At 71.5% G+C, this 24,753-nt stretch carries 24 protein-coding genes; 8 read left to right on the top strand and 16 right to left on the bottom strand.

Annotation, left to right across the window (positions count from 1 at the left end; all coding sequences use genetic code 11):
- Positions 1–251: 251 nt before the first annotated feature.
- Positions 252–2,432, top strand: coding sequence for a tetratricopeptide repeat protein (locus tag K7G61_RS19585; protein WP_225848192.1), 2,181 nt, complete (start codon positions 252–254; stop codon positions 2,430–2,432).
- Here the strand turns inward: K7G61_RS19585 and K7G61_RS19580 are convergent.
- Complete coding sequence (locus tag K7G61_RS19580) at positions 2,315–2,902, bottom strand: transcriptional regulator (RefSeq protein WP_225848191.1); 588 nt, start codon at positions 2,900–2,902, stop codon at positions 2,315–2,317. The two genes, K7G61_RS19585 and K7G61_RS19580, sit on opposite strands and share 118 nt — an antisense overlap.
- A complete protein-coding gene (locus tag K7G61_RS19575) occupies positions 2,899–4,149 on the bottom strand; it encodes a hypothetical protein (protein ID WP_225848190.1) in 1,251 nt (416 codons plus the stop codon). Before K7G61_RS19575 ends, K7G61_RS19580 begins: the two co-directional genes overlap by 4 nt.
- Before the next feature lie 350 nt (positions 4,150–4,499).
- On the opposite strand from K7G61_RS19575, the gene K7G61_RS19570 reads away from it, so the two are divergent.
- Positions 4,500–7,697, top strand: coding sequence for a tetratricopeptide repeat protein (locus tag K7G61_RS19570; protein WP_225848189.1), 3,198 nt, complete (start codon positions 4,500–4,502; stop codon positions 7,695–7,697).
- 419 nt (positions 7,698–8,116) lie between these two features.
- Here K7G61_RS19570 and K7G61_RS19565 read toward each other — a convergent pair whose 3' ends face one another.
- The gene (locus tag K7G61_RS19565; protein WP_225848188.1) at positions 8,117–8,746 is read right to left on the bottom strand and encodes an LUD domain-containing protein; all 630 of its coding nucleotides are present in this window, start codon (positions 8,744–8,746) and stop codon (positions 8,117–8,119) included.
- A 170-nt stretch (positions 8,747–8,916) separates the two neighbouring features.
- On the opposite strand from K7G61_RS19565, the gene sigJ reads away from it, so the two are divergent.
- Positions 8,917–9,873 (top strand): RNA polymerase sigma factor SigJ, encoded by a 957-nt coding sequence (gene sigJ, locus K7G61_RS19560; RefSeq protein ID WP_225848187.1) that lies wholly within the window; start codon positions 8,917–8,919, stop codon positions 9,871–9,873.
- Between the two features lie 139 nt (positions 9,874–10,012).
- On the opposite strand, the gene K7G61_RS19555 is transcribed toward sigJ, so the two are convergent.
- The 5 genes from K7G61_RS19555 to K7G61_RS19535 form a co-directional block, all read right to left on the bottom strand.
- Positions 10,013–10,294 carry a type II toxin-antitoxin system RelE/ParE family toxin gene (locus K7G61_RS19555; protein WP_225848186.1) on the bottom strand — a complete coding sequence of 94 codons (282 nt, stop codon included), beginning with the start codon at positions 10,292–10,294 and terminating at the stop codon, positions 10,013–10,015.
- A gap of 4 nt (positions 10,295–10,298) precedes the next feature.
- The gene (locus K7G61_RS19550) at positions 10,299–10,580 is read right to left on the bottom strand and encodes a type II toxin-antitoxin system Phd/YefM family antitoxin (protein WP_225848185.1); all 282 of its coding nucleotides are present in this window, start codon (positions 10,578–10,580) and stop codon (positions 10,299–10,301) included.
- Positions 10,581–10,750: 170 nt separating this feature from the next.
- Positions 10,751–11,131 (bottom strand): hypothetical protein, encoded by a 381-nt coding sequence (locus K7G61_RS19545; RefSeq protein ID WP_225848184.1) that lies wholly within the window; start codon positions 11,129–11,131, stop codon positions 10,751–10,753.
- Complete coding sequence (locus K7G61_RS19540; RefSeq protein ID WP_225848183.1) at positions 11,128–11,385, bottom strand: hypothetical protein; 258 nt, start codon at positions 11,383–11,385, stop codon at positions 11,128–11,130. Before K7G61_RS19540 ends, K7G61_RS19545 begins: the two co-directional genes overlap by 4 nt.
- An 83-nt stretch (positions 11,386–11,468) precedes the next feature.
- Positions 11,469–11,984: an ATP-binding protein gene (locus tag K7G61_RS19535; protein ID WP_225848182.1), complete on the bottom strand. Its 516-nt coding sequence runs from the start codon at positions 11,982–11,984 to the stop codon at positions 11,469–11,471.
- 149 nt (positions 11,985–12,133) lie between these two features.
- Between K7G61_RS19535 and K7G61_RS19530 the strand changes: the two genes are divergently transcribed.
- From K7G61_RS19530 to K7G61_RS19515, 4 genes are read left to right on the top strand one after another with little or no spacing between them, the layout of a single operon-like run.
- Positions 12,134–13,072: a helix-turn-helix transcriptional regulator gene (locus K7G61_RS19530; protein ID WP_263984589.1), complete on the top strand. Its 939-nt coding sequence runs from the start codon at positions 12,134–12,136 to the stop codon at positions 13,070–13,072.
- Positions 13,069–13,266, top strand: coding sequence for a DUF397 domain-containing protein (locus K7G61_RS19525; RefSeq protein ID WP_225848181.1), 198 nt, complete (start codon positions 13,069–13,071; stop codon positions 13,264–13,266). The genes K7G61_RS19530 and K7G61_RS19525 overlap by 4 nt, the downstream gene beginning before the upstream one ends.
- Positions 13,267–13,274: 8 nt before the next feature.
- Positions 13,275–13,472, top strand: a complete 198-nt coding sequence (locus K7G61_RS19520) for a DUF397 domain-containing protein (protein WP_225848180.1) — start codon at positions 13,275–13,277, stop codon at positions 13,470–13,472.
- Between the two features lie 8 nt (positions 13,473–13,480).
- Entirely contained in the window at positions 13,481–13,696 is a 216-nt protein-coding gene (locus K7G61_RS19515; RefSeq protein ID WP_225848179.1) for a DUF397 domain-containing protein, read from the top strand.
- A 101-nt stretch (positions 13,697–13,797) separates the two neighbouring features.
- Here the strand turns inward: K7G61_RS19515 and K7G61_RS19510 are convergent, their stop codons facing one another.
- From K7G61_RS19510 to K7G61_RS19475, 8 genes are all read right to left on the bottom strand, one after another.
- Positions 13,798–14,262, bottom strand: coding sequence for an NUDIX domain-containing protein (locus tag K7G61_RS19510; protein ID WP_225848178.1), 465 nt, complete (start codon positions 14,260–14,262; stop codon positions 13,798–13,800).
- A gap of 10 nt (positions 14,263–14,272) precedes the next feature.
- Positions 14,273–14,413 (bottom strand): hypothetical protein, encoded by a 141-nt coding sequence (locus K7G61_RS19505; protein ID WP_225848177.1) that lies wholly within the window; start codon positions 14,411–14,413, stop codon positions 14,273–14,275.
- Positions 14,410–15,342, bottom strand: a complete 933-nt coding sequence (locus K7G61_RS19500) for an NAD(P)-dependent oxidoreductase (protein WP_225848176.1) — start codon at positions 15,340–15,342, stop codon at positions 14,410–14,412. The genes K7G61_RS19505 and K7G61_RS19500 overlap by 4 nt, the downstream gene beginning before the upstream one ends.
- 95 nt (positions 15,343–15,437) lie before the next feature.
- Positions 15,438–16,427: a LacI family DNA-binding transcriptional regulator gene (locus K7G61_RS19495; protein ID WP_225848175.1), complete on the bottom strand. Its 990-nt coding sequence runs from the start codon at positions 16,425–16,427 to the stop codon at positions 15,438–15,440.
- A gap of 484 nt (positions 16,428–16,911) precedes the next feature.
- Complete coding sequence (locus K7G61_RS19490; RefSeq protein ID WP_225848174.1) at positions 16,912–18,975, bottom strand: beta-galactosidase; 2,064 nt, start codon at positions 18,973–18,975, stop codon at positions 16,912–16,914.
- A gap of 166 nt (positions 18,976–19,141) precedes the next feature.
- The gene (locus K7G61_RS19485) at positions 19,142–20,512 is read right to left on the bottom strand and encodes an ABC transporter substrate-binding protein (RefSeq protein ID WP_225848173.1); all 1,371 of its coding nucleotides are present in this window, start codon (positions 20,510–20,512) and stop codon (positions 19,142–19,144) included.
- A 121-nt stretch (positions 20,513–20,633) separates the two neighbouring features.
- Positions 20,634–21,578, bottom strand: coding sequence for a carbohydrate ABC transporter permease (locus tag K7G61_RS19480; RefSeq protein ID WP_225848172.1), 945 nt, complete (start codon positions 21,576–21,578; stop codon positions 20,634–20,636).
- Between the two features lie 3 nt (positions 21,579–21,581).
- Positions 21,582–22,523, bottom strand: coding sequence for a carbohydrate ABC transporter permease (locus K7G61_RS19475; protein ID WP_225848171.1), 942 nt, complete (start codon positions 22,521–22,523; stop codon positions 21,582–21,584).
- Between the two features lie 625 nt (positions 22,524–23,148).
- Between K7G61_RS19475 and K7G61_RS19470 the strand changes: the two genes are divergently transcribed.
- Positions 23,149–24,753, top strand: a 1,605-nt coding sequence (locus tag K7G61_RS19470) for a Tat pathway signal sequence domain protein (RefSeq protein WP_225848170.1), incomplete at its 3' end; no start/stop codon positions are given.

Genomic DNA, 24,753 nt, shown 5'->3' with positions numbered 1-24,753 from the left:
CTCTCCACCGGCTTCGGACGGCCGCGGGGACGAAAATCCGTCAGCATTCGGAAACAGATGTTTCAACGGATGTTTGAACGGATGCTTCGACGGCTGCTTCAACGCATGCTCCAACGGATGTTTGAGCGGTACAACGGCGCGCCGAGCCGCGAATCGCTCACGGAATCGTCCCCGACCGGGCGATTACCGATCATGCGTAACGAAGAGAATGACGTCAATGATCCGAAGTCGGGCACCACGGAGGGGGAAGAGTGGCGGGAGATGAGCGTGACACGAACAACGAGTTGAGCGGAAAGGTGGAGGGGCCTGTCGTCCAGGCGCGGGTCGTGTACGGCGGGATCCATATCGGGAGCGCGCCGGAGCCGGCAGGCACCGGCGCACCGGCCGGCCGGGTCCCTTCCGGCCGGGTTCCGTGGCAGTTCCCGCCGTCGGCCCGTATCACCGACAGGGCCGCGGAGTTGGCGGCGCTGGAGCGGCACCGGGTCCGTGCCGCGGAGGAGGGGAACCCGGTACTGGCCGCGCTGAGCGGTCTGGGCGGGATCGGCAAGACGACCCTGGCCCTGGCCTGGTTGCGGTCGTTACGGTCCCACTTACCGGGCGGCCAGCTGTACGCGGACCTGGGCGCCCACTCGCCGGGCGGTCCGGAGGCGCCGGCCGCGGTGGTGAGCCGCTTCCTGCGGGCCCTGGGCGTACCTCCCGGTGAGGTGCCCTCGGCTCCGGCGGAACGGGTCGCGCTGTACCGCTCGCTGACGGCCGGCGGGCGGCTCGCCGTACTGCTCGACGACGCCGCCACCGCGGCCCAGGTCAGGCCGCTGCTGCCCGGTACCGGAAACGTGACCGTGGTGACGAGCCGCCGGCGGATGACGGGGCTGACGGTGGACGGCTGCTACCCGCTCCATCTCGAACCCCTCCCGCCCGCCGCCGCTTTGCAGTTGCTGGCGGACACGCTCGCCGACGACAGGGTGGCGACCCAGCCGGAGGACGCCCGGGCCCTGGTCGAGCTGTGTTCCGGGCTTCCGCTCGCCGTCCGGGTCGCCGGCGCCCGTCTCGCGGCACGCCCGCGGCGCGTCATCGCCACGATGGTGCGGTCGCTGGCCGAGGAGCGCGGCAGGCTGGAGGCGCTGGCGGTCGACGACGACCACGACGTCCGGGCGGCGCTGGATGTGTCGTACCAGGGCCTGAGGCCCGGCGCGGCCCGCCTCTACCGGCTGCTCGGGCTGCATCCGGGCACGGACTTCGAGGCTCCGGCCGCCGAGGCGGCGCTCGCCGGGGCCGGGGACGCGGCGGAACTGCTCGACACGCTGCACGACGCGAGTCTGCTCGCCGACATCGGGGACGAGCGCTACCGGTTCCACGATCTGGTGCGCCTGCACGCCGGGGAGAAGGCGGCGCAGGACGAGCCGGAGCACGAGCGCGCGGCCGCTTTCCGCCGCATCGCCGATCACTATCTCGCCACGGCGACCCGCGCGGAGGAGATACTCGACCCCCAGCACCGCACCATGGCCCGTGAATACGGTCCCGGCCCGGTACCGGTCGCGGAATTCGGCGACAGCGCGGAAGCGGCGCTCGACTGGCTGGAACGCGAACTCCCCAATGCGATAGCGGTGATTCGCGCGTGCCGTACGTCGGGTCTTCCCATGCTGAGCTGGCAGCTCGCCGATGCCCTGTGGCCGCTGTTCCCGCGACGCAAGTTCTACGAGGACTGGCGTACGGCCCATGCGGAGGGCCTGGCCGCGGCCCGGGAACTGGGGGACACGGCGGCCGAGGCGCGGATGCTCACCTCCGGCGGGATGGGCGAACTCGGCTCGGGCGACCATGAGCGGGCCCTGGCGATGTTCGCGGACGCGGCACGGATCTTCGCCGCCGCGGGTGACGCCCTCGGCCGCGCCCGCACCCTCAACTACCGCGGGCTCGCCCATCAGCGGCTCGGCGACGCGGACAGGGCGGCCGGTTTCTTCCGGCGCGCCGCCGAGGAACTGCCGGCCTGCGGCGACGAGCGGGCGGGCGCGCTGGCCAGGCTGAACCTGGCCGAAGTCGCCCTCGGGACGGGGAAGCCCGAGGAGGCGGACGCCGACGCCCGCACCGCCCACACCGTTCTCCTGCGGTCGGGGGACTCGTACAACGCGGCACGCGCCGCCATCGTCCTCGGGCGCGCGCTTCTCGCCCTGGACCGTCCCGACCAGGCGGAGCCGGCCTTCTCGGGGGCGTTGGCCACCTTGCGCCGGCTGTCCGCCGGCTACGAGGCGGCCCGCGCGCTGGAGGGTCTGGGCGAGGTGGCCGAGCGGCGCGGGCGGGGCGACCTCGCCCGGGTCCACTACCAGGAGGCCATGAGCAGGTACTCGGCGGCCGGCCGGCCGCGGCCGGCGGCCGGTGTGCGGGCCAGGCTCGACGGGTTGGGAGGCGACGGGTCGGCAGGTCCGGCCGCCGGGTGAACGCGGACGGCCGCCGAACTCAGCACCGGCCCCAGCCGCTCCACGGGCAGCCCGGCTCCCAGCCAGGCGTGGACGAGCGAGGCCAGGACTCCCCAGACCTGCCCCCCGGGTCCGGCGTCCTGCCGGTGGACCGCCGGCACCCGGGTGAGCCCCTGGCAGGTGAACCGGATCCAGCAGTCGTTCCCCCGGTGCACCGCCACGACCAGGGCCCCGGGGTGGGCGGCGGCCAGTTCCGCCGCCCGGGCGGGTCCTTGGCCGTCGGCGTGGCGCGGGTCGCCGTGAGGCAGGTCCGCGAGGAGTACGTCCGCGAGCGCGGCCGTACGCGCGGGGGCGGGAAGTCCCACCCGCAGGTGCTCGTCGACCACCTCCGCTCCGGACTCGGGGTGTACGAGGGTGACCCGGGTGAGGGTGAGCGGCCAGGGCCCGGACGTGACGTCCTGGACGTCCTGTACGACGGCGCCGACGGTCATGACATGCTGCCGGGCTCGCCGTGCCGGATGGTCAGCGGCAGCCGGGCCGGTTCCGCCTCCAGCCGCCGGGCCGGGGCTCGCAGCCGGAGCTTGCGGTACAGCAGCGCGCGCATCTTGGCAGCGTACTGACCGGGCTCCGAGGTGATCCGGGCCGCGACCCTTTCGTGGCGGCCGGCGCTGTATCTGGCGGCGCTGCGTTTGAGCTGCGGGACCAGGGGACGGTCGGCGTGCAGGCGCGGCGCGAAGGAGAGCAGTTCGGCGAGCGGCGAGCCGGGGTCCACCTGCGGCTCGGGCACGTCGGCCATCAGCACGGGGACCCCCGTCATCGCCCCGTACAGGGAGACGGAGCCGTGGTCGCCCACGACGTAGTCCGCGGCCGCGAGGGCGCCGACCCAGTCGCCGTACTGGCTCAGCAGCGTCAGTCCCGACCGCATGAGTCCGGCCAGCCAGCCGCGCACCTGCCATTCCCCGTGGGCGTTCCACACGTGCGGGTGGAGCAGCGCGGCCACGCGGTACTCGTCCCGCGGCAGCTCGGTGGCCAGGCGTTCCAGCAGTTCCCAGTCCCTGCCCAGCAGCGAGTCCGGCCCCCAGGTCGAGCACGCCACCACCAGCCGGTGCCGGGGTTTGGCGCCAAGAGCCTCCCGGTACAGGGCGCGTGAGGGCAGGCTGGCCGCGAGACGGTCGTAGCAGGGGTCCCCGACGACCTCCGTGACGGGAAGGGCCTCCGGGCACTCCTGGCCGAGGCGGGTCACCTCCTCCTGGTGCGCGAGGACGATCGCCTCGGGGATCACCACGCCGTCGCGCACCAGCCGCTGCCTGGTCAGGCCGTACGCGCCGCGCGGCCCGGCCTGGCGCCCGCGCCGGCCGACCGGGGTGAGCTTGTTGTGTCCCGCGCCGTGCGGCAGCACCACCACCGGCGCGTGCAGTTCGTGCAGACTGCCGTGGCTCGCGGCCAGTGCCAGGTCGAACGGTGTCTGCACGGCCTGGTGCCACGGCAGGACCAGGCCGCCCAGCTGCTCCATGAGCGTGCCCACCCCATGGCTGAACACGTCGGGCGCCGCCGTGAAGAACACCTGCACCCTGACGTCGCCCTCCAGCAGGCGCAGCGCGTCCAGCAGGCGCTGCGCGGACACCACGGTGTGCAGAACGGCCAGGATCCTCCTGCGTGTCCGGCGGGTCGCCCACTGCTCGACGTCGAGGCGCACCGGTATGTGACGCCAGTGCGTATCGTGTATTACCGCGTTCATCGAATTCCCCCCGGTTGTCCGGTCCGGCGTGCGACGGTCCGTGGCGGCGCGCCCAGGTCGGGCGCGCCGGCCGGCCGCATCGGCCGCTTCTGTTTCGCGACCCTGTTTCGCAAGTGCCCAACGGGGTTGGACGGCGGCCTTGCGGGAACCTTGCATTCCTCCTGCGGGCGGCGGCGCGCGTTTCCTCATACGCGGTGGCGACATCTCATCGGCTGTGCGCCCGCCGCGCTTCTTTGCGCCCCTACCTCTCCCCACAGCCCTACGGAGAGGCTGATGGGATGGCGCACGAATGCGCGGGCGGGCGCCACCGATGACGGCAAGATGCGGGAAGAGGACACCCTTCGGGGGTGATGGTGGAACTTCTTGTGCTGGGACCGCTCGAACTCTGGCACCACCAAAGGCAGCACGCCCTCGGCCCGGTGAAGGAACGCCTGGTCCTGGCCGTACTCCTGCACGCCCGCGGTGATCCGGTCACCGCCGACGCCCTGATGGACCGCCTCTGGGACGGCGAACCGCCGCGCACCGCCCCGGACACTCTGCAGAGCTATCTGTCCAGGCTCCGGAGCCGATTACGCGAGGCGGTCGGCGACCTGGTCCAACTGGACCGGCCGTCCCCGGGCATCTACCGGCTTGTCACGGATCCCGGCGCCGTCGACCTCTCGCGTTTCGAACGATTACGGGCGGCGGCGACCGCGGCGGCGGGCCGCGGCCGGACGGAGGCGGCGGTACGCCTGCTGGAGGACGCCGAATCCCTGTGGCGCGGCGATCCGCTGGCCGAATTCCCCGGCGGGTGGGCCGCGGGGTTGCGTACCCGCCTGGTGGAGGAACACCGCCGCGTGCGCGAACAGCGGATCGGCTGGGCACTGGAGCTGGGCCGCCACGCGGATCTCATCGGCGAACTGTACGAGATCGCCTCGCGCAATCCTTACGCCCAGAAGACCATCTCCTTATTGATGCTGGCCCTCTACCGCTCCGGCCGGCAGGACGAGGCCCTGGCCGTCTACCGCGACACGCGCCTGCGCATCCAGGAGAGCCAGGGCGCCGAGCCGGGAATCGAACTCCAGCAACTCCACCTGCGCATGCTGGAGCAGGACCCCGCGCTGATGGAAACGGGCGGGACCGGCTCCGCCCTCGTGACCCCCGCGCGGAAAGAGGCGTTCAACAACCTGCCGCGTGACACCAGGGACTTCACCGGACGCGCCGCCGAACTGCGGATACTGCTCGCCGACCCGCACGCGGACACGGCCACCGACCCGGCCACCGCGGCCGGCGCCGACGCGGGAACGGCCCTGCCGCTCACGGTCGTCCACGGCATGGCAGGCGTCGGGAAGACGGCCCTGGCCATCCACGCCGCCCACCGGCTGCGCGCTTCCTATCCGGGCGGGGCGTTCTACGTGGATCTGCGCGGTCACAGCGGTCAGCCGCCGCTCGACCCGAACGACGCGCTCGCCATCCTCCTGCACGCGACGGACCGGCCGGACGAACTTCCCGCCTCCCTCGACGAGCGCGCGGCCTTGTGGCGGGACTGGACGGCACGCCACAGCGTCCTCGTCGTGCTCGACAACGTCCACGACGCCGCTCAGGTCAAGCCGCTGCTCCCGGGTTCGTCCGCCTGCCGGGCGTTCGTGACCAGCCGGAGCCGCCTTCCCGGCCTGGAAGGCGCCACGTCGCTGTTCGTCGACGTGCTGTCCGGCGGGGAGGCCGCCACCCTGTTCACCCGCGTCGCCGGTCTCGTACGCGGGCCCGGGGACACCGCGGCCCTGCGGCGCGTGGTCGAGGCGTGCGGCGCCCACCCGCTGGCCATCCAGCTCCTCGCCGGCCGCTTCAGGCACCGCAGTTCGTGGAGCCTGGAGGACCTGCTCGAACGGCTGGCGCAGGCCGCGGACGCCCTTGAGGAGTTCGACGGGACCGCTGTCGAGTCCGCCTTCCGCTTCTCGTACGCCGAACTCAGCGATCCGGCGAAGCTCCTGTTCCGGCGGATCGCGCTGCACGCCGGCCCGGACCTCACCTCGGGCGCGGCGGCGGCACTGGCCGGGTACGCGGCGGCGGCCGGCACCAGGCGCCTGGGCTCGGCCATCGAGGAGCTGCTGGACGTGCACCTGCTGGAGGAACCGGTACGCAACCGCTACCGGCTGCACGATCTCGGTCGCGCCTTCGGCGTGCGGCAGTGCCGGCAGGCCGAGCCGGAGGCCGAACGCCGAACGGCGGTCGACCGGCTCCTCTCGTACTACCTGACGGCCGCCCACCGGGCCGACCGGCTCGTGCACCCCCACCGCCGCGCGCTCCCCCTCGACCCGCGGCACTGTTCGGTCCACGCGCCGGAGTTCCACGACGCGGACGAGGCATCGGTCTGGCTGAGCATCGAACGCGCCAATCTGCTGGCCGCGGCCCGCACCGCGGCCGCCGGAACCCATGAGCACAGGGCGTTGTTCCCGCACGTGTTGGCCAAATCGCTGAAGATATGGGGCTCCTCGGACATCGCGGTCGAGCTGTACGAGGCCGCGCTCCCCGCTCTCCGCGCCTTCGGCGACCGCGCCGCACTGGCCCGTACCCTCACCGACTACGCGGACCTGCTCGCGCAGAAGAACCACGCACAGGCCCTGCGGTGCGCCACCGAGGCGTTGTCGCTCTCCCGGGACCTGCGCGATCCGCACGGCTGCGCCGACGCCCTCTTCCAGTCGGGCCGCGCGCACTTGGCGGCCGGCCGCAGCAGCACGGCACTGAGCCGCCTGGAGGAGTCCCTGCTCCGGTACCGCGAGGTCGGCGACCGTTCCGGTGAAGCGGACTGCCTCAACGTACAAGGGGCGCTGCTGTATTACGCCGGCAGGTACGCCGAAGCACTGCACAAGGTGCGCACGATGCAGGACATCTACGACGCACTGGGAGACATGTACGGATTCGCGCGGTCACTCAACAACACGGGCGAAATGCTGCAATTGCAAGGCCGGTACGATGAGGCCCACGCCTACTACCAGAAATCCCGGGCCCTGATGCGCAAACACGGCGGCCCTCAGGAACTCGCGACCCTCGACGCCAACCTCGGCAACGTTTATCAAGCCACGGGGCAGACCGACAAGGCACTCATCAGCTTCGAGCGGGCCCTGAGGAACTACCGGGCCTGCGGGGACACCCTCGGAGAAGCCGATGTGCTCATCGGTATCGGCACCACCTACGCGAAAGGCGGACAGCGCGAAGAAGCGCTGTTCCACCTCAGCCGGGCGGAAAGCGTCGCCAGCAGCATCGACAACCCCTTCGAGCGGCAGCGTGCGTTGGTGGGCGTCGCCGACGTCCACCGCCAATCGGGGCACCTGGACACCGCACGGGAGATCTACGAGCAGGCCCTGAACCTCGCCGAGCGCGTCGAATTCGCCATGGGATCCGCCGACGCGCTCTCAGGACTCGCGCTGACGGCCCTTTCCGCCGGCCAGTCCGGGCCGGCCCTTCTCCACGGGCAAAAGGCGATCTCCCTGTACCAACGCCTCGGCGCCAAGGAGCAGGAGGAGAACCTCAAGCGCCTGCTCGCGGAGCAAGGACCGACCCGCCCCTGACCGTCACTCAGGGGCGGTTCCGCCGCGTTTCGCTGCCGCGTTGTCCCGTCACCACATCCAGCGGTCGGGAGCCGATTCGGGGGCGGAGGCCGCGGCGGTCACGCGGGACTGCGTCACCGTTGCGCCACCGCTATCGGCCGAAGCTGTCAGGGCGGCAGGGATCGCGGTGACGACCGCCACAGCGAAGAGGAGGCCGGGGACCACCTTCGTGGCAGCGCGCCCACCACGCCGAGCAGCCATGACTATCAGAGGTTGCATGCAACGGATATTGGACCCGACAAACCGATCTTGGCAAATCCTTGATCATCAAGTAAGCCTAGATTTGGCATATGCCTCTGCTATGAAGAATTGGAATATGCCATCATCCTATTCCGTCACGAACGCCGCTGCGAGCCCCATTTAGGGCGACCGCCGCGGTCTCAGAAACCGATCGCCTCCCGCAGCAGCAGGACCGTGCCGCGGCCCTGTTCGTGTTCGGCGTTGAGGATGAGGACGCGGTTGGGGGCGCTGGGGACGCCGTACGCCTGCATGGCGCGTTCGTTCTCCAGCGGGAGGCAGTGGTCTTCGAGGCGGTGGAACGCGGTGTCCAGGTCGGGGACGACCTTCTGGGCCCCGATGATCCAGATGGCGCTGGGGGCGGCGCCCGCGAAGCCGGGGAGCTGGCTGCCGCTGGCCGAGGCGATCACCATGGAGCCGGTCTCGGTGACGGCGGCGACGCTGCCGATGATGACGTCGGGGACCGACAGCGCGCGCCAGATCTCGTTCCTCTGCGTGGCCCGGTCGAAGTCGTGGGCCCGCGCCCTCACGGAGTCGTACCGTCCGCTCTCGTTGAGGTCCTCGTCGATGCCGGACAGGCGAAGCGTTTCGCTGGCCCCGGTCAGCACGACGGCGCCCTCGGGGATCAGCTCCTTGACGCGGGCGCGCGCCGCGGCGGCGTCGTCCAGGATCTCGACGGCGAAGCCGCCCTCCGTCAGTGCGGCGGCCGTCCGCTCCAGGCTGCGTTCGGACGCCGGGTCGGTGAACCGCGATGCCGTGATCGACGTGGTCATGAGTGCCTCCTGCTCGGCGGATGATGTGCTTGTAGCTGCTTGTAGGTGCTTGTACGACGGGTTCGACAACGCAGCCCTCCGGAATGTGAGGCGGGCACTCGCCTCACATTCGCGTGCGCTGTCCTGTCGAAGGGATGAGGGCGGATTCGACCGAAGGAGCCTGCGCCACCATGACCACCCCCCATTCCGAGCCGGACGCCGCTGATGCGGGGCGGCGGGGCCGACCCGTTCAGGACCTGGACGCGGTCATCGGCGAACGACGGCACCTGATCAACCTCACCTACCGGCTGCTGGGCTCGCTGGCCGAGGCCGAGGACGCCGTGCAGGAGACCTACGCCCGCTGGTACGCCATGTCGCCGCGGCAGCAGGACGCCATCGAGTCCCCCGGCGCCTGGCTGACCACGGTCGCCACCCGCGTCTGCCTCAACCTGCTCGGCTCGGCACGGGCCCGGCGGGAAACCTACGTGGGCGACTGGCTCCCCGAGCCGCTGCCCGGGCCCGCCGAGGGCGCCGGCCTGCAGCCGGCCGGACCGGCCGGTGACCCGGCCGACACGGTGACCCTGGACGAGTCGGTCGGCTTCGCCTTCCTCGTCGTACTCGAATCGATGACCCCGGCCGAGCGCGTCGCGTTCGTCCTGCACGACGTCTTCCGCTACCCCTTCGCCGAGGTGGCCGAGATCACCGGCCGCACGCCGGCGGCCTGCCGCCAACTGGCGTCATCCGCCCGCCGCCGCGTCCGCGCGGCCCGGACGCCCGCGGCCCCGGCCGTCCGGCAGGACGGTGTCGTCAAGGCCTTCAAGGCGGCGTGGGAGGCCAAGGACATCGCGGCCATCATCGGCCTGCTGGACCCCGACGCCGTCGCGACCGCCGACGGCGGCGGCCTCGCGGTGACCTTCGTGAGCCCCATCGAGGGCGCCGAGCAAATCGCCCGCGCCTGGATGGAGATCGCCAAGCGAGGCATGGACGCCGTCCTGGTTCAGCGCACGGTCAACGGCCGGCCCGGCCTGGTGGCCCAGCAGAACGGCGTCACGGTGACGGTGTTCGCCTTCGACATCGCGGACGACCGGATCCAGCGCATCTGGGTCATGCGCAACCCGGAGAAGCTGCGCCGCTGGACGACCGGCTGACGCACACGACCCGCGGATACGGGGGGACGCGGGAACGGGGGCCCGGGAACGGGGGAGCCGCGGGCCGGGGGGCCGCGGTGCGGCCCCGGTCAGCCGTCACCGGTTGGCCGGGGCCCGACCGACGGCGCCGCTCCGCGGCTCAGGGGATCCGGCAGTGGACCTCACGGCGGTTGCCGACGGCCAGGACCCACACGATCAGCTGACCGTTCTCGACGGTGTAGACGACGCGGTAGTCACCCACCCTGAGCCGCCACCGGGCGCTGTGACCCTGGAGGGCCTTGATGTCGAGCGCCGCGGTCTCACCGGCGTCCAGCGCCTTCTGCAATTCCGTAAGGCGGTACAGGATCCGCAGGGCGTCCTGGCGCGGGATCTTGAGCAGGTCCCGCTGGGCGGGCGAGGTGAAGCGCGTGACGTACCCCATACGGTCAGCCGTGCCGGGCGCGGAGCAGGGCGGCCATCTCCTCCAGGGAGACCGAGCCTTCCGTGCCCTCTGCCTCGGCCTCGTCGGCCAGCCCGTTCAGCCATGCCTCCTCGGCGTCCTCGGCGATCCGACGCAGGCGCTGGTACTCCTCGATATCGATCACGACGGCTTCCTGCTTGCCGCGCCTGGTGATGATCGTCGGGGTCTCCTCCCGGTGCGCGCGGTCGATGACGTCGGCGAGGTGGTTGCGAACCTCGGCCATGGACTCGACTACCGGCTCACTCATGTCACCAATGTAGCGGATGTACATCTTGCCGTCCTCACGTGAAGCGCCCGCGCCCGTGCCCCGTCACCCACCGAAGCCGCTTTCAGGGGGTTACAGGGGGATCGGACGAGGTGCGGTGGAGGGCGGCGGTCCGCACGATCCGGAACGTCGGGTTCGGCCCGAAGGGGCCTTCACGGCCGGAGGTCGATGACTCGTACGGACAGCCCCTTCCACGTGTCGGGAACGGTGGTCGCGACCACGGCCCCGTTCGGCCGGTCCGCCGTCGGTTCGGCGGCGTATCGCGTGTGGGCGGTGGCCCAGGACGTCTCCCGGGCCACCGCGAGCGCGGCGGGCAGGTCCAGGTCGAGTACGGTGACAGCGGGAAGCGCGCCGAGATGTTCGGCCGTACCGGGCCTCGCCCGGTCCGCCTCGACCAAAGCGCATGCCGGGGCGTAGAGGAACCAGCCCGCCTCGGCATGCGCGCGATGGATCAGCCGCGAGGCGAGCACATTGCCCTGTCCGGCCGCGATCATCGCCGTGTCGTCCAGGACGATGTGCACGGCCTCCATCACTGTGCTCCCGCCCGGCCCAGCCGCCGGTCCAACTCGGCGTCCGCAGCCGCCTGTTCACCGGCACTCAGGTCGTAGCCGCTCCACTCCCGCAGTGCCACGCGCGCCTGCTCGGCCCGCGCGACGCGCTCCTCGGGAGTGAGCAGTATCCCGGCGAGGTGGGACAGGTAGCCCCGCAGGGACATGCCCTCGGCGGACGCTACCCGGGCCAGCCTGTCGCGGGCTTCGGCGGGAATGCGGATATTGGCGTCGGACACACGGACCTCCTCGTACAGGTCCCGCAAGGATACGGGTACGGGTACGTATCCCTCCATGAAACCGGGGACTGGCCGGAGGGGCCTCACCGCGCGGCACCCGGCGCGCACACGTACTCCGCCCATACCGTCTTGCCCGGGCCGTCCGGGCGGGGGTGCCAGTCCCAGCGGGCGGCCAGGCGCGCTACGAGGACGAGACCGCGGCCCGACTCCGCCGTCCCCTCTTCGTCCGCCGCGGCCGGCCGCTCGGGTACGCGCTCCCCACGCGTGTCGGTGACCTCGACCCGCACGCTCCCCGCCCCCGGCGCCAAGGACATCCGCAGCCGGAAGTCCCGGCCGGGGACGCGCCCGTGCCGCACGGCGTTCGCGCTCAGCTCCGCGATGATCAGTACGAGGTCGTCGTGCGGCTCGCTGCCGTACGCGAACCCCCAGGCGTCCAGCCGCACGGCCGCCATGCGCCGGGCCAGGCGGGCCCCGCGCGGAGTGGAACTGAAGCACATCTCGAAGGTGCGGTCCGCCCCCGGCCCGGCGGCGCCGGTCAACTGAGCGATGACAGTGGTGTGTTGGGTGGCGCCGGCGGGCCCGGCGGACTTGCGCGTCATACGGTCGACGGTGGCGGCCCGCCACACCTGGTGACCAGGGGTAACGCTCCGACGCCCACCGGTTGTACGTGCGCGGTCCGCGCCGGTACGCGCGACGCGGCGTGACGGTTTGCCCACAGGGCCGTTGTCCAGGGGAGGAGGTGGCCGACATGGAGCGTACGGACGCGGTGACGGGGGCCGAGGGGGTCCCGGACGACAACGACGGCGACAGCGGGGAGGGAACGGCCGTCGTGAGCCTGGGCGACGGCTGGGACAACGGCGACGCCACCGGGCGCCGCCCGGAGGACGACGCGGGGCGGGGAGTGGTCGCCGCGTTCGGCCAGACCATGAAGACGTTGCGGCAGCGGGAGGGCCTGGAACGGGAGGAGTTGGGCAGGCGGCTGGGCTACTCGGCCTCCACGATCGCGTCGTTCGAGCAGGGCAGGCGCATCCCGTCCCCAAGGACGATCGACCGCACGGACCACGTCCTGCACGCGGAGGGCCTGCTCAGCGTATGGAAGGAACAGGTCGAACGGGCGCAGTACCCGGTGTTCTTCCAGGGGATGGCGGCGCTGGAGAAGGAGGCGTTGGAACTGCTCTCGTTCAGCATGCCTGTGCTCAACGGCCTGCTGCAGACCGAGGAGTACATGCGAGCGCTGCTCGCGATGAGGCGTCCCCTCCTGGACGACGAGATCATCGAGCAACGAGTGGCGGCCAGGTTGGCCAGGCAGGACATCTTCGATCGTAGGCCGCTCCCGTTGCTCAGCTTCGTGGTGGACGAATCGCTGCTGCGACGCCCGTACGGCGGCAAAGGCGTCCTGCGCGGGCAGTTGGAGCAATTGCTTCTGATTGCCCAGAAGCGCAACGTCCAGCTACAGGTCATGCCGCTGGACCGGGAGGAAAATGCTGGCGTGAACGGGCCATTCACGGTCGTCACGCGCAGAGACGGCAGGCAGTTCGTCTACGCCGAGGCGCAGGGCATCGGCAACCTGCAGACTGACCCGGAACAGGGGGTCCTCGCGGCCGCCCGCTATGGGATTATCCGATCACAGGCTCTCAGGCCACGAGAGTCGATGGAATTCATCGAGAGGTTGCTGGGATCGCTATGAACAACGCTGAGTCATCGACCGTCGCCACCGGCCTCGCCTGGTTCAAGAGCAGCTACAGCGGAACCGAAGGCGGCGAATGCGTCGAGGTCGCGGCCGGGATAGCCGCCGTACACGTCCGGGACTCCAAGAACGCCACCGGACCCGTACTCACGATCCCCCGCGAGGCATGGGCACAGTTCATCGAAACGCTGTAGGAGGAGCCGTGATCACCGCCGAGAGCTCGACCGTCGCCACCGGCCTCGCCTGGTTCAAGAGCAGCTACAGCGGAACCGAAGGCGGCCAGTGCGTCGAGGTCGCGGCCGGGATAACCGCCATACACATCCGGGACTCCAAGAACGCCACCGGGCCCGTTCTCACGATCCCCCGCGAGGCATGGGCACAGTTCATCGAGACGCTGTAGGAGGAGCCGTGATCACCGCCGAGTCCTCGACCGTCGCCACCAACCTCGCCTGGTTCAAAAGCAGCTACAGCGGGACCGAGGGCGGCGATTGCGTGGAGGTCGCGGCTGCTCCGGCATCCGTACACGTCCGGGACTCCAAGAACGCCACCGGACCCGTACTCACCGTCTCCCGCGAGGCGTGGGCGCAGTTCGTCGGCCTGGCCGTGTCGGAGCGGAACGTCTGACACCCACCCGTAAGACCACGAGAGCCCTGCCCGTTCCCCACGGACGGCAGGGCTCGCGTGTACACGGGCGGTACGGTCGGGCCGCGGCAACTGCGGCGCGATCAGCGGCCGACCCGTCCGTCGGCGGGCCAGCCGTTCTCGGTGAGCGGGCCGGCGGAGTCGCGGTAACCGCGGAGCCCCGCCGCCGGGTACTCGATCAGGTCATCGGGAAGGTCGTGTACGGCGAACCACTCCAGCGCGAGGCACTTGGACGGCTCGCGGTTGACCGGATCGCCGGTCCAGGCGAGGGCTTCGAAGAAGAACCCGATCCGCTCGGTCTCGGCCGCTTGGCGGTGGTGCACGACGTGGACCAGGCGCAGGTCGGCGGGATCCACGACGAGGCCCGTCTCCTCCAGCAACTCCCGTGCCGCGCAGGCCGTCAGGGTCTCGCCGTGATCGAGCTTCCCGGACGGCATGTGCCACCTGCCGTATCCGTAGGGTCCGCCCCGCTGCGAGAGAAGGATCTTGTCACCGTCGCGGACGATGACGTGCGTGTCGATGACGGGCTGTGCCGGCGATGCGCTCATGGTTCCCGGGTCATGTCGGATCGGCGTCGGAGACGACCGAGGCTATCGGCTGCGCCACCAACCGCGTGGGTGCTTCCCGCCGGACCCCCCGATGGGGTGGCGCCACGAGCGTCCAGTACCGCAGCGGCGCCAGGGACCAGGCCGTCTTCACGCCAGGCCCTCCTTGAAGCCCTGGCGCCAGGACGGGTAGCGCGGCTCCCAGCCGAGTTCGCGCTTGGCCTTGGCGTTGGAGAAGCCGCGGCCCTCGGTCATCATCGTCACCACGACCTCGCCGGCCAGCAGCCGCGCCAGCCACTTCGGCAGGCGCATCGGCTTCTTCGCGCCCGCGCACCGCGCCAGGTACGGGAGCCACTCGCTCTCCGGGGCGGGTTCGTCGTCGACGATGTTGAACACGCCCTTCGCCTTCTGCTCCACGGCCAGGGCGGTCGCGGTCGCCGCGTCGTCCAGGTGGATCCAGGAGGCGTAGCCGGTGCCGTCACCGACAAGCGGGAACTGCCGCTTGCGGACGAGGACGAGCTGGTCGTCGGTGGCGCCGGGGCCGTAGAAGCCGCCGTACCGCAGCACCGCGCCGCCGGCCTTGACGACCGTGTCCTCGACGTGGCGCAGGGCGGCCATCGCGGGGTACGCGGCCGTCCCCTCGTGCAGGTCCAGGGGGTCGTCCTCGGTCTTGACCCAGCCGCCCTCGCGGATGCCGTTCCAGTTGGCGTAGCCCTGCGCGACGACGTGCGGGACGCCGGACGCCTCGGCCGCGGCCAGCAGGTGGTCGGTGCCCTCCGTACGCAGCCGGATGGTCGGGACGGACCAGCGGTCGAAGTGCTTGAGGTCGGGCTTGCCGGCGTGCGCGAGGCTGATGCCGGTCATCTGGTGCACGATCACGTTGGGCTCGGCCGCGGCCACCGCCTCGCCGACGGACAGCGCGTCCAGGCCGTCCATCACCACCGCCCGCGCGCCCAGCGCCTCCAGCGCGCCCAGCTTGTCCGCGCTCGTCGTCGTCGCCGTCACCTGGTGCCCCCGGGCCACGAGCAGCGGCACCAGCCGCCGTCCCAGCACCCCGGATCCACCCGCCACGAACACCCGCATGACTGCCACCTCTCACGTTCCAAGGCCCTTTCATGCCTTGTGACGAGACAGCTCCGGCCGCTGTGACACCGGGGGGGCGGACGGCGGCGGACGGCTCAGCGGGCGGGCGGCGGGGCCGTGCTGTCGCGGACGACCAGGTGGGTGGGGACGAGGGTCGTGCCCTTCTCCACGGTGTCGGTACGGATCTGGCGCAGCACGTCCTGCACGCAGCGCCGCCCGACCTCCGCGAAGTCCTGGTGCACGGTGGTCAGCGGCGGCAGGTACGAGGCCGCCTCCGGGATGTCGTCGAAGCCGACGACGCTGACCTCCTCGGGCACCCGCCTGCCGTACTCGTGCAGCGCGCGCAGGACGCCGAGCGCCATCTGGTCGTTGGCCACGAAGACCGCGGTGCAGTCCGGGTCGGCGGCCAGCCGCTTCCCGGCCTCGTACCCGGACTGCGCCGACCAGTCGCCGCGCAGCAGTTCCGGCACCTCCCGCCCGGCCGCCCGCAGGGCCGACCGCCAGCCGTCGACGCGGCGTTCGGCGGCGAAGGACTCCTCGGGGCCCGCCACGTGCCGGACCGTGCGGTGGCCCAGGTCCAGCAGGTGCCCGACGGCCGCGCGGGCGCCGCCGACCTGGTCGGTGTCCACCACGCAGTACCGGTCGCCGGCGTCGGAGTCCGCGACCACGAGCTGGACGTGCGGCGGCAGCGTCACCGTTGCCGCGTCCAGGAGGTGCACCTCCATGATGATGACCACGCCGTCCACCGCCAGCTCGCCGAGCCGGGTGAACGCGCCGCGCACCTGGCCCTGCGTCGGCGCGGTGACCGGGATCAGGGTCGTCGCGTACCCCTCCAGCGCCGCCGAGACGGAGACGGCCTCCAGCGTGCGCATGTTGCCCGTGGTCGACAGGGTGAACAGGATGACGCCGAGGGTGCGGAACTCGCCGCGCTTCAGGGCGCGGGCCGCGCTGTTGGGCCGGTAGCCCAGCTCCCGCATCGCCGCGACGACCTGCTGCCGGGTGGACTCCACCACACCCGGGTGGCCGTTGGAGACCCGGGAGACGGTCTGCGCGGAGACGCCGGCCAGCCGGGCGACGTCCGCCATGGACGCCCCGCGCCTGCGCCGCGCGGGCGGTCCGCCCGGCCCCTCCGACGGCCCGCGCGAAGGCCCGTCCGGGGGTCCGCCCGGGGGCCCGCCCTGGGGCTCGTCCCGCGGCTCGTCCGGGGGCCGGGTCTCAGCCGTGCTCACCACGGTCGTGCACCTCGCTGCGGTTGCGGCCGGCCGTGGCGGCCGGCCCGTCGATCGCCTGGAGCCCAGGCATGGTTCGTGTGCGTACGGCCGCCCGTCCGCGCCGCCCTCCCCTGATGAGGGCCGGCGCGGACGGACGAGCCGTCTGCCGTGCGGCCCGGTGGAGGCACCACCGGCCGGCCCGCACGGCGCTCTTTCCGGCGTCGGCATCGGCGTCGGCATCGGCGTCGGCGTCGGCGCTCATGTCGCCCGAGCGCCGCGCCGTGCCTCACAGCAGGTCAGCGCGCACCGCGCATGAGCGCCGCGCCGCGCTTCCGCGCACGTCAGCGCGCCGCGCGCCTCAGCGCTCATGCCGCACGACGGCCACGCCCCGCGGGGCGAGCAGCACCGCGCCCGTGTCGCCCCCTTCCGCCGGGGCCTGCTCCCCCACCAGCAGTTTCCCGGCGCCCAGCGGTACCTGGACCGGGCGGTCGGTGCGGTTGACGAGGAACCAGAAGTCGCCGCCGCCGTCCGTGCGCACCACCAGCTCCACCTCGCCGGCGACCTCCGCCGGGAGGTCGCCGCGTATCCCGGCCGCGTCCAGCAGCCTTGCCAGCAGCGGGCCGAGGCCCTGGGGTCCGAGCCGGGTGGACACGTAGGTGGCCGATCCGCCGCCGGGCAGCGGGCGCCGGGTCACCGCCGGTCCCCCGGCGAGGTCGCCGGCGGCATAGGAGGCGACAACGCTCACGGAAGGGTCGGTCACCTTGACGCGGTCGGTCCACAGCGTCCCCGTACCGCCGTCGTCCAGCGGCACCGACTCGCCGTCCAGCAGCGGCGCCATCTCCTCGACGCGGATGCCGAGCAGGTCGCGCAGGGCGCCCGGGTGGCCGCCGAGCCACACGTGGTCGTTCTCGTCCACGATCCCGGAGAAGTACGTGGTCACGAGGTGGCCGCCGCCTTCGGCGAACGCCGTGAGCCGGTCGGCCAGCGCCCGCGGCACGACGTGCAGGACCGGCGCGACCACCAGGTCGTACCCGGTCAGGTCGGCGCGGGTGGTGATCACGTCGGCGCGCACACCGAGGTCCAGGAAGGCGGAGTACCAGTCCAGCGCCTCCTGGCGGTAGCGCAGCCGCGAGGTGGGGTGCGAGTCGAGTTCCGCGGTCCACCACGACTCCCAGTCGAACAGGATCGCCGCGCGGGCCGGGCGGCGCACCGACCCGGCGACGGGCGCGAGGTCCGCCAGGGTCCGGCCGAGGGCGGTGACCGCGCGGAAGACGTCGCTGTCGGCGCCCGCGTGCGGGACCATCGCCGAGTGGTACTTCTCGGCGCCGCCGGCCGACTGCCGCCACTGGAAGAAGCAGACGGCGTCCGCCCCGTGGGCCACGTGCAGCAGCGAGTCGCGGGCCAGCTCGCCCGGCCGCTTGGCCACGTTGACCTGCTGCCAGTTGACCGCGCTGGTGGAGTGCTCCATCAGGAACCACGGCCGGCCGCCGGCGATGCCGCTGGTGAGGTTGGCCGAGAAGGACAGCTCGTCCAGCGCCTGCGGGCCGGGGACGACGTAGTGGTCGTTGGCGACGAAGTCGACCTCGGCCGCCCAGTCCGCGTAGTCCATCGCGTCCTGCCCGCCACCCATGACCATGAAGTTGGTGGTCACCGGGATGTCCGGGGTGAGCCGCCGCAGCAGGTCGCGCTCGGCGCGCAGGTGGTCCTTGAGGGCGTCGGAGGAGAAGCGTTTGAAGTCGAGCTGCTGGGTGGGGTTGACCGGCGCCGCCGCGAGCCGGGGCGGCAGGATCTGCTGCCAGTCGCCGTACACCTGGGACCAGAAGCTGGTCGACCAGGCGTGGTTGAGGGCGTCCAGGGTGCCGTAGCGGGCGCGCAGCCAGGTACGGAAGGCGCGGGCGGCGTCGTCGGAGTAGTCGTGGACGTTGTGGCAGCCCAGCTCGTTGTTCACGTGCCAGGCGGCGAGGGCCGGGTGGCCGCCGTAGCGGGTCGCCAGCTTCTCCACCAGGCGCAGCGCGTACGCGCGGAAGACCGGCGAGGTGGGCCGCCAGTGCTGGCGGCCGCCGGGCCACAGGGTCTGGCCGGACGCGTTCACAGGCAGGATCTCCGGGTGCCGCTCGGCCAGCCACGGCGGCGGGGAGGCGGTCGCCGTGGCCAGGTCCACCGAGATCCCGGCCTCGTGCAGGAGGTCCATGACCTCGTCGAGCCAGCCGAAGTCCCACCGCCCCTCGGCCGGTTCCAGCCGGGCCCAGGAGAAGACGGCGAGAGTGACGACGGTGACCCCGGCCTCGCGCATCAGCCGGATGTCCTGCGGCCACACCTCGCGCGGCCACTGCTCCGGGTTGTAGTCGGCGCCGTAGCCGAGGCCGGGCGCGTCGCCGGCGGCCCGCTGCGGCCAGCGGTGGTGCGGGGAGGGGGGGTTCATCGTGGTCCTTTCGGGGCGTGCGGGGTGAGGCGGGGCGGGGGGCGGCGGGTACGGGTCCCGGACGGAGCCGGTCCGCGGGATCCGGGCGTTACGGGTCCGCGGGCGCACGGGCGTTGCGGGTCCGCGGGACCGGCGGGCGGTACGGCCGCCCCCCTTGGCGCGGGCGTCAGTTCCCCATGCTGAAGCCCTGCTGCTTGCCGTAGTCGACGGACTTGTCCTGCCACGCCTGCAGGCCGGACGTCAGGGTGGTGGAGGAGACGTACGCCTTGCCGACCGTGTCGTTGAAGATCGAGTTGGCGTAGACCTGGTACGGCAGGTAGCTCCAGCCGGGCAGGACGTCCTTGGCCGACTCGGAGAAGATCTTGTTGGCCTGCTGGCCGCCGAAGTACGGGAACGGCGCGTTCAGGAAGGCCGGCGAGTTCAGGTCGGCGGTCGTCGCCGGGAAGGCGCCGCCCTTGATGCGGGTCTGCACGCCCGCGCCCTGGGCCGCGTACTGCAGGAAGGCGTAGGCGAGTTCCTTGTTCTTGCCGGCCTTCATCACGGCCAGCGAGCTGCCGCCGTTCTCGGCGCTGGCGTGCTGCCCGGCCTGCCACTGCGGCAGCGGGGCCGCGCGCCAGTCACCGGAGGCCGCCGCCACACCGGTGGTGAAGTTGGCCGGCATCCAGGCGCCGGTGGCCAGGGTGGCGATGGTGCCGTCGGCCAGGCCCTTGTACCACTGGTCGCTCCAGCCGGGCACGGGCGCCAGCAGGTGCTCGGAGACGAGCTGCTGCCACACCTTGGTGTACGTGGCGGTACCCGGGTCGCTGCCGAAGTTCACCGTGACCTTGGTGCCGTCGACCTTGTACGGATGCCCGCCGGCCTGCCAGATCAGGCTGGTGGTCATGCCGGCGTCACCGGTGTCGCTGGTGATGTACGCCTTCGGGTCCGCCTTGTGCAGCTTGCGGGCGTCGTCCAGGTACTGGTCCCAGGTGGTGGGCACCGGGAGCTTGTACTTGTCGAAGACCTTCTTGTTGTAGAACAGCGCCATCGGGCCCGAGTCCATCGGCAGGCCGTAGATGCCGCCGTTGACGTTCACCGAGTTCCACGGGCCCGGGGAGTACGTGGCGGCGAGGCTCTTGGCGCCGTAGTCCGACAGGTCGGCGACCGACTTGCCGAGGGCGAACTGGCTGAGCGCGTAGTACTCGATCTGCGCGGCGTCCGGGCCGCCCTTGCCCGCGTCGATCGCGTTCTGCAGCGCCTTGTACTGGTCGTTGCCGGTACCGGCGTTGACCAGCTTGACGTGCACCTTCGGGTACTTGGCCTGGAAGTCCGCGACGACCTGCTTGAGGGTGGGCTCCCAGGCCCACACGGTGATCGAGCCGCCCTTGTCCAGAGCGGCGGAGACCGAGCTCGCTCCCGAGCTCTTGCCGCCGGAACCGGAACCGGAGTCGGAGCCGGAGCCCGAACCGCCGGAGGAGCCGCACGCGGTCAGCCCCAGGGTGGCGGCGCACAGCACCGCGGCGCCCTGTGCCCAGCGGCGAAGGGTCTTGTTTCTCATCTCGTTCCACTCCGTTGTGCGTGATGATCTGCGGCCGGCCCCGCCGTACGGGACAGGTGCGGCGCGGCGCGGCGCGCAGGGGGACATGGGGGGGAGTCGCGGCGCCGCGGGCGCCGCGCGGTCACTCCTTGACGCTTCCGGCGGCCAGGCCCGACTGCCAGTAGCGCTGCAGGAGCAGGAAGGCCGCGATCAGCGGGAGGATGGTCAGCAGCGAACCGGTGATCACGAGGTTGAACACCGGCTGGCCGCCGGCGGTGGCCGCCTGGGCGTTCCAGGAGTTGAGGCCGATGGTGAGCGGGTACCAGTCCGGGTTCTTGATCATGATCAGCGGCAGGAAGTAGTTGTTCCAGGTCGCGACCACGGTGAAGAGCAGGACCGTGACGATTCCGGGGGCCAGCAGCGGCAGCGAGATCCGGAAGAAGGTGCGGATCTCCCCCGAGCCGTCCATGCGGGCGGCCTCCAGCAGCTCGTCGGGGATCGCCTCGGAGGCGAACACCCACATCAGGTACAGGCCGAAGGGCGAGACCAGGGACGGGACGATCACCGCCCAGGGCGTGTCGGTCAGGCCCATCCTGCTGAACATGAGGAAGGTGGGCACCGCGAGCGCCGCGCCGGGCACGGCGACCGCGCCGATGACGACGGCGAACACCCCGCGCCTGCCGGGGAAGTCGAACTTCGCCAGCCCGTACCCGCCCAGCACCGCGAGGAAGGTGGCGCCGCCCGCGCCCAGCACCACGTACAGCAGTGTGTTGAGCAGCCAGCGCACGAAGATGTGGTCGTTGTACGTGAGCGTCTGGTGGACGTTGTCCCACAGCGCGAACCTGCCGCTGAACCACAGCCCGAAGGAGCTCAGCAGCTTCGGCTGGGTCTTGGTCGCGTTGATGAACAGCCAGGCCAGCGGGATGAGGGTGTAGACCACGACGAGGCCGGTCAGGACCGTCAGCAGTACGCTGCGGCGCGGGCGGGACGAGGTCGTACGGCGGCGGGCGCGCGCGGGGCGCGGGACCGGGCGGGTACGGGCGGGCGGCGGGGTGGCGGTCGTGCCGGCGGCTCCGGTGGCGGCCATCGCTCACGCCTCCTTTCGCATGCCGCGCAGCTGGACGGCGTAGGCGACGATCATGGTGACGACGCCCATGACGATCGCGACGGTCGCGGCGTAGTTGTGCTGCTGGCCGGAGAAGGACAGCGAGTACGTGTAGAGGTTCGGGGTGAAGTAGGTGGTGATCGAGTTCTTCGCCAGCGGCTGCAGGATGCTGGGCTCGCTGAACAGCTGGAAGCTGCCGATGATCGAGAAGACCGTCGCGATGACCAGGGCGCCGCGGATCGCCGGGAGCTTGATGGACGCGATGACGCGCCACTGGCCGGCGCCGTCGATCTCGGCCGCCTCGTACAGCGACTCGGGGATCACGCGCAGCGCCGCGTAGAAGATCAGCATGTTGTAGCCGACGAACTCCCAGGTCACGATGTTGCCGATGCTCACCAGCACCCAGTGCGGCCCCAGCGGGTCGGGGATGGAGGTGTGCAGGTGCTGGTTGATGCTCGCCACCAGGCCGAACTGCTTGCCGTACATGAAGCCCCACATGAGGGTGGCGACGACGGCCGGGACCGCGTACGGCAGGAAGACCGAGATCCGGAAGAAGGCGCGGCCGTGCAGCCGGCCGCTGTCCAGCGCGAGCGCCACCAGCAGGGCGATGCCCAGCATGACCGGGACCTGGACGGCCAGGAAGAGCGCGACCCGGCCCAGGCCCGACCAGAACTCGTGGTCGCGCAGGGCCTGCTTGTAGTTGTCCAGGCCGACGAAGTGGTTGCCGCCGATCAGCTGGTCGCGGAACAGGCTGAGGTAGATCGAGTACCCGATCGGCGCGAGGAAGACCAGCGCGAAGAACGCGAGGAACGGGGCGACGAAGCCCAGGCCGGTCCAGCGGCGCCTGCCGCCCGGCGACCGCGGTGACCGCGGCGAGCGCCGCGACGCGGCCCGCCCGGCCGCGGATGGGGGTGAAACGACTGCCATGACCCTGTCCCTCACGTCACTCGTGCCCTGGCCCGGACCTGCCCGGCGCAGAGCGTGATGGTTACGTAAACATAACGGGCCGGACCGACTCAGGTTTACGTAAACATTTTGCGGTGCGGCGATGTTCACACCGTTGCCCCGCGGCCGTCAAGACGCGGGAGGGGGCAAAGAAGGTGAGGGGCCCCGGCGCCGATGGGGGCCCTGCGGGGTGCGGCGGGAGGGGCGGGCCGGGGCCCCGGGTGCGGCGCGGGGGCGGGCCGGTTCGCGGGCCGCACCCCGTACGACCGGCCGGGCGACATGATGTTGAAACGCTTCGAATCCGATACGGCGACGCGCTTGCGCCGGCACCCGCCCGAGCTCGCCCCCGCACGCGCCGAACGCCGGGCCTACCAGGCACCAGCTTCGCACCGTCAGGTCTTCGAGCAGGGCGTTCTTCGAGGCTGCTGGGCCGGTCCCGCCCTTCACGGCCCGCGCCGAAAACTTGTTGCCGCACCTCTTGTCGAAGCGTTAACGCGTCGCTAGTGTCGCCGCAACATTGAAGCGCTTCGACTAACCGCTTCGACGGACCCTCGACACACCCTTTCGACACACCCCCGGCAGGATTCCGACTGGAGGCAGGCCCGTCATGGCCATGGAGCTGAACCGCAGAGCCTTTGTCCAAGCAAGCGTCGCGGTCGCCGGTACGGCGGCCCTGTCCCCACTGCTGAGCGCGTGCGGCGGGGGCGGCAAGGCAGCCAAGGCCGCCAAGGGCGGCGCCAACAGCAAGAAGGGCATGGCCGCCGCTCTGCCGTCGTACGTGCCCAACTCCGCGGTCCAGGCCGACATCCCCTCGGCGACCGGCGCGGCCGGCTCCATCACCGACGCCGGCTTCCTGAAGTACCCCGACAGCCCGGTCAAGACCGTCAGCGAGGTCCCGGGGGCCGGTGGGCACTACACCACGCTGACCCCGCTGTGGGGCACGGTGCCGTCGGCGAACAACTCGTTCTACCAGGCGATGGCCAAGGCGCTGGGCGCCACGCTGACGATGAAGCCCGCCAACGGCGTCACGTACAACACGACCATCCCCACCCTCACCGCCGCCCACAAGCTGCCCGACTGGGTCCAGCTCCCCGGCTGGTGGAACGCCAACTTCAACGTCGGCGAGCTGGCCGGGACGCAGCTTGCGGACCTCACCCCGTACCTCGCCGGCGACAAGATCAAGCAGTACCCGAACCTGGCCGCGCTGCCCACCGGCGCCTGGCAGGCGGGCGTCTGGCAGGACCGCCTGTACGGCATACCCACGTTCCCCAGCGGCTTCGCCCTGCCGGGCCAGTACTTCTACCGCGGCGACATCCTTGAGGCGAAGGGCATCAATCCCGACGAGATCACCTCCGCCGACGCCTTCTTCAACCTCGGCAAGGAACTCACCAACGCCAAGGGCGGCGTGTGGGCGTTCGACGACATGTGGCCCTACGCGTTCCAGATCTTCGACTACGCGCAGAAGTTCACCGTCACCGACGGCAAGCTGGTCCACAAGTACGAGCAGCCGCAGTTCATCGAGGCCCTGAACTGGTGCTACAAGCTCGCCAAGTCCGGGATGGTGCACCCCGACGCGCTGGCCGGCAACAACAACGACGCCAAGACCCGCTTCTACGCCGGCAAGGTGCTCATCACCGGCGACGGCCAGGGCGCGTGGAACGAGGCCGACGCCCAGTCCGGCATCGCGGCCAGCAAGAACTACCGCCGCCTGTCGTTCAAGCCGTTCTCCGCCGACGGCAAGGCCGCCCCCCGGCTGTTCCTCAACAACTCGGCCGGGATGTTCAGCTACCTCAACGCCGGGCTCAAGCCCGCCCAGATCGAGGAATGCCTGCGCATCGCCAACTACCTGGCCGCGCCCTACGGTTCGGCGGAGTACCTGCTGGTCAACTTCGGCGTCGAGGGCACCGACTGGACCAAGGGCGCCAACGGGCCGACCCCCACCAAGGCCGGCCAGTCCGACGTGCAGGCCCAGACGTTCCCGTTCCTCGCCACTCCGGCCAACGTCATCAACAACCCCGACTTCCCGCAGCTCACCAAGGACCGCTGCGCCTGGAACGCCGAGGCCGCCAAGTACGCCTACAAGCCGGTGTTCTGGAACATGAACATCACCGTGCCCTCCCGCTACGCCACCGCCGACGCCGCCCAGGCCGTGGAGGACACCATCAAGGACGTCTCGCACGGCATCAAGCCGGTCTCCGCCTTCCAGGACGCC

Origin of the sequence: Streptomyces sp. HPF1205, from assembly GCF_020400825.1 — a bacterium.
Lineage (GTDB): Bacteria > Actinomycetota > Actinomycetes > Streptomycetales > Streptomycetaceae > Actinacidiphila.
The sequence above is the reverse complement of the archived record's forward strand: the minus strand, read 5'-3'. Positions and strand labels throughout refer to the sequence as shown.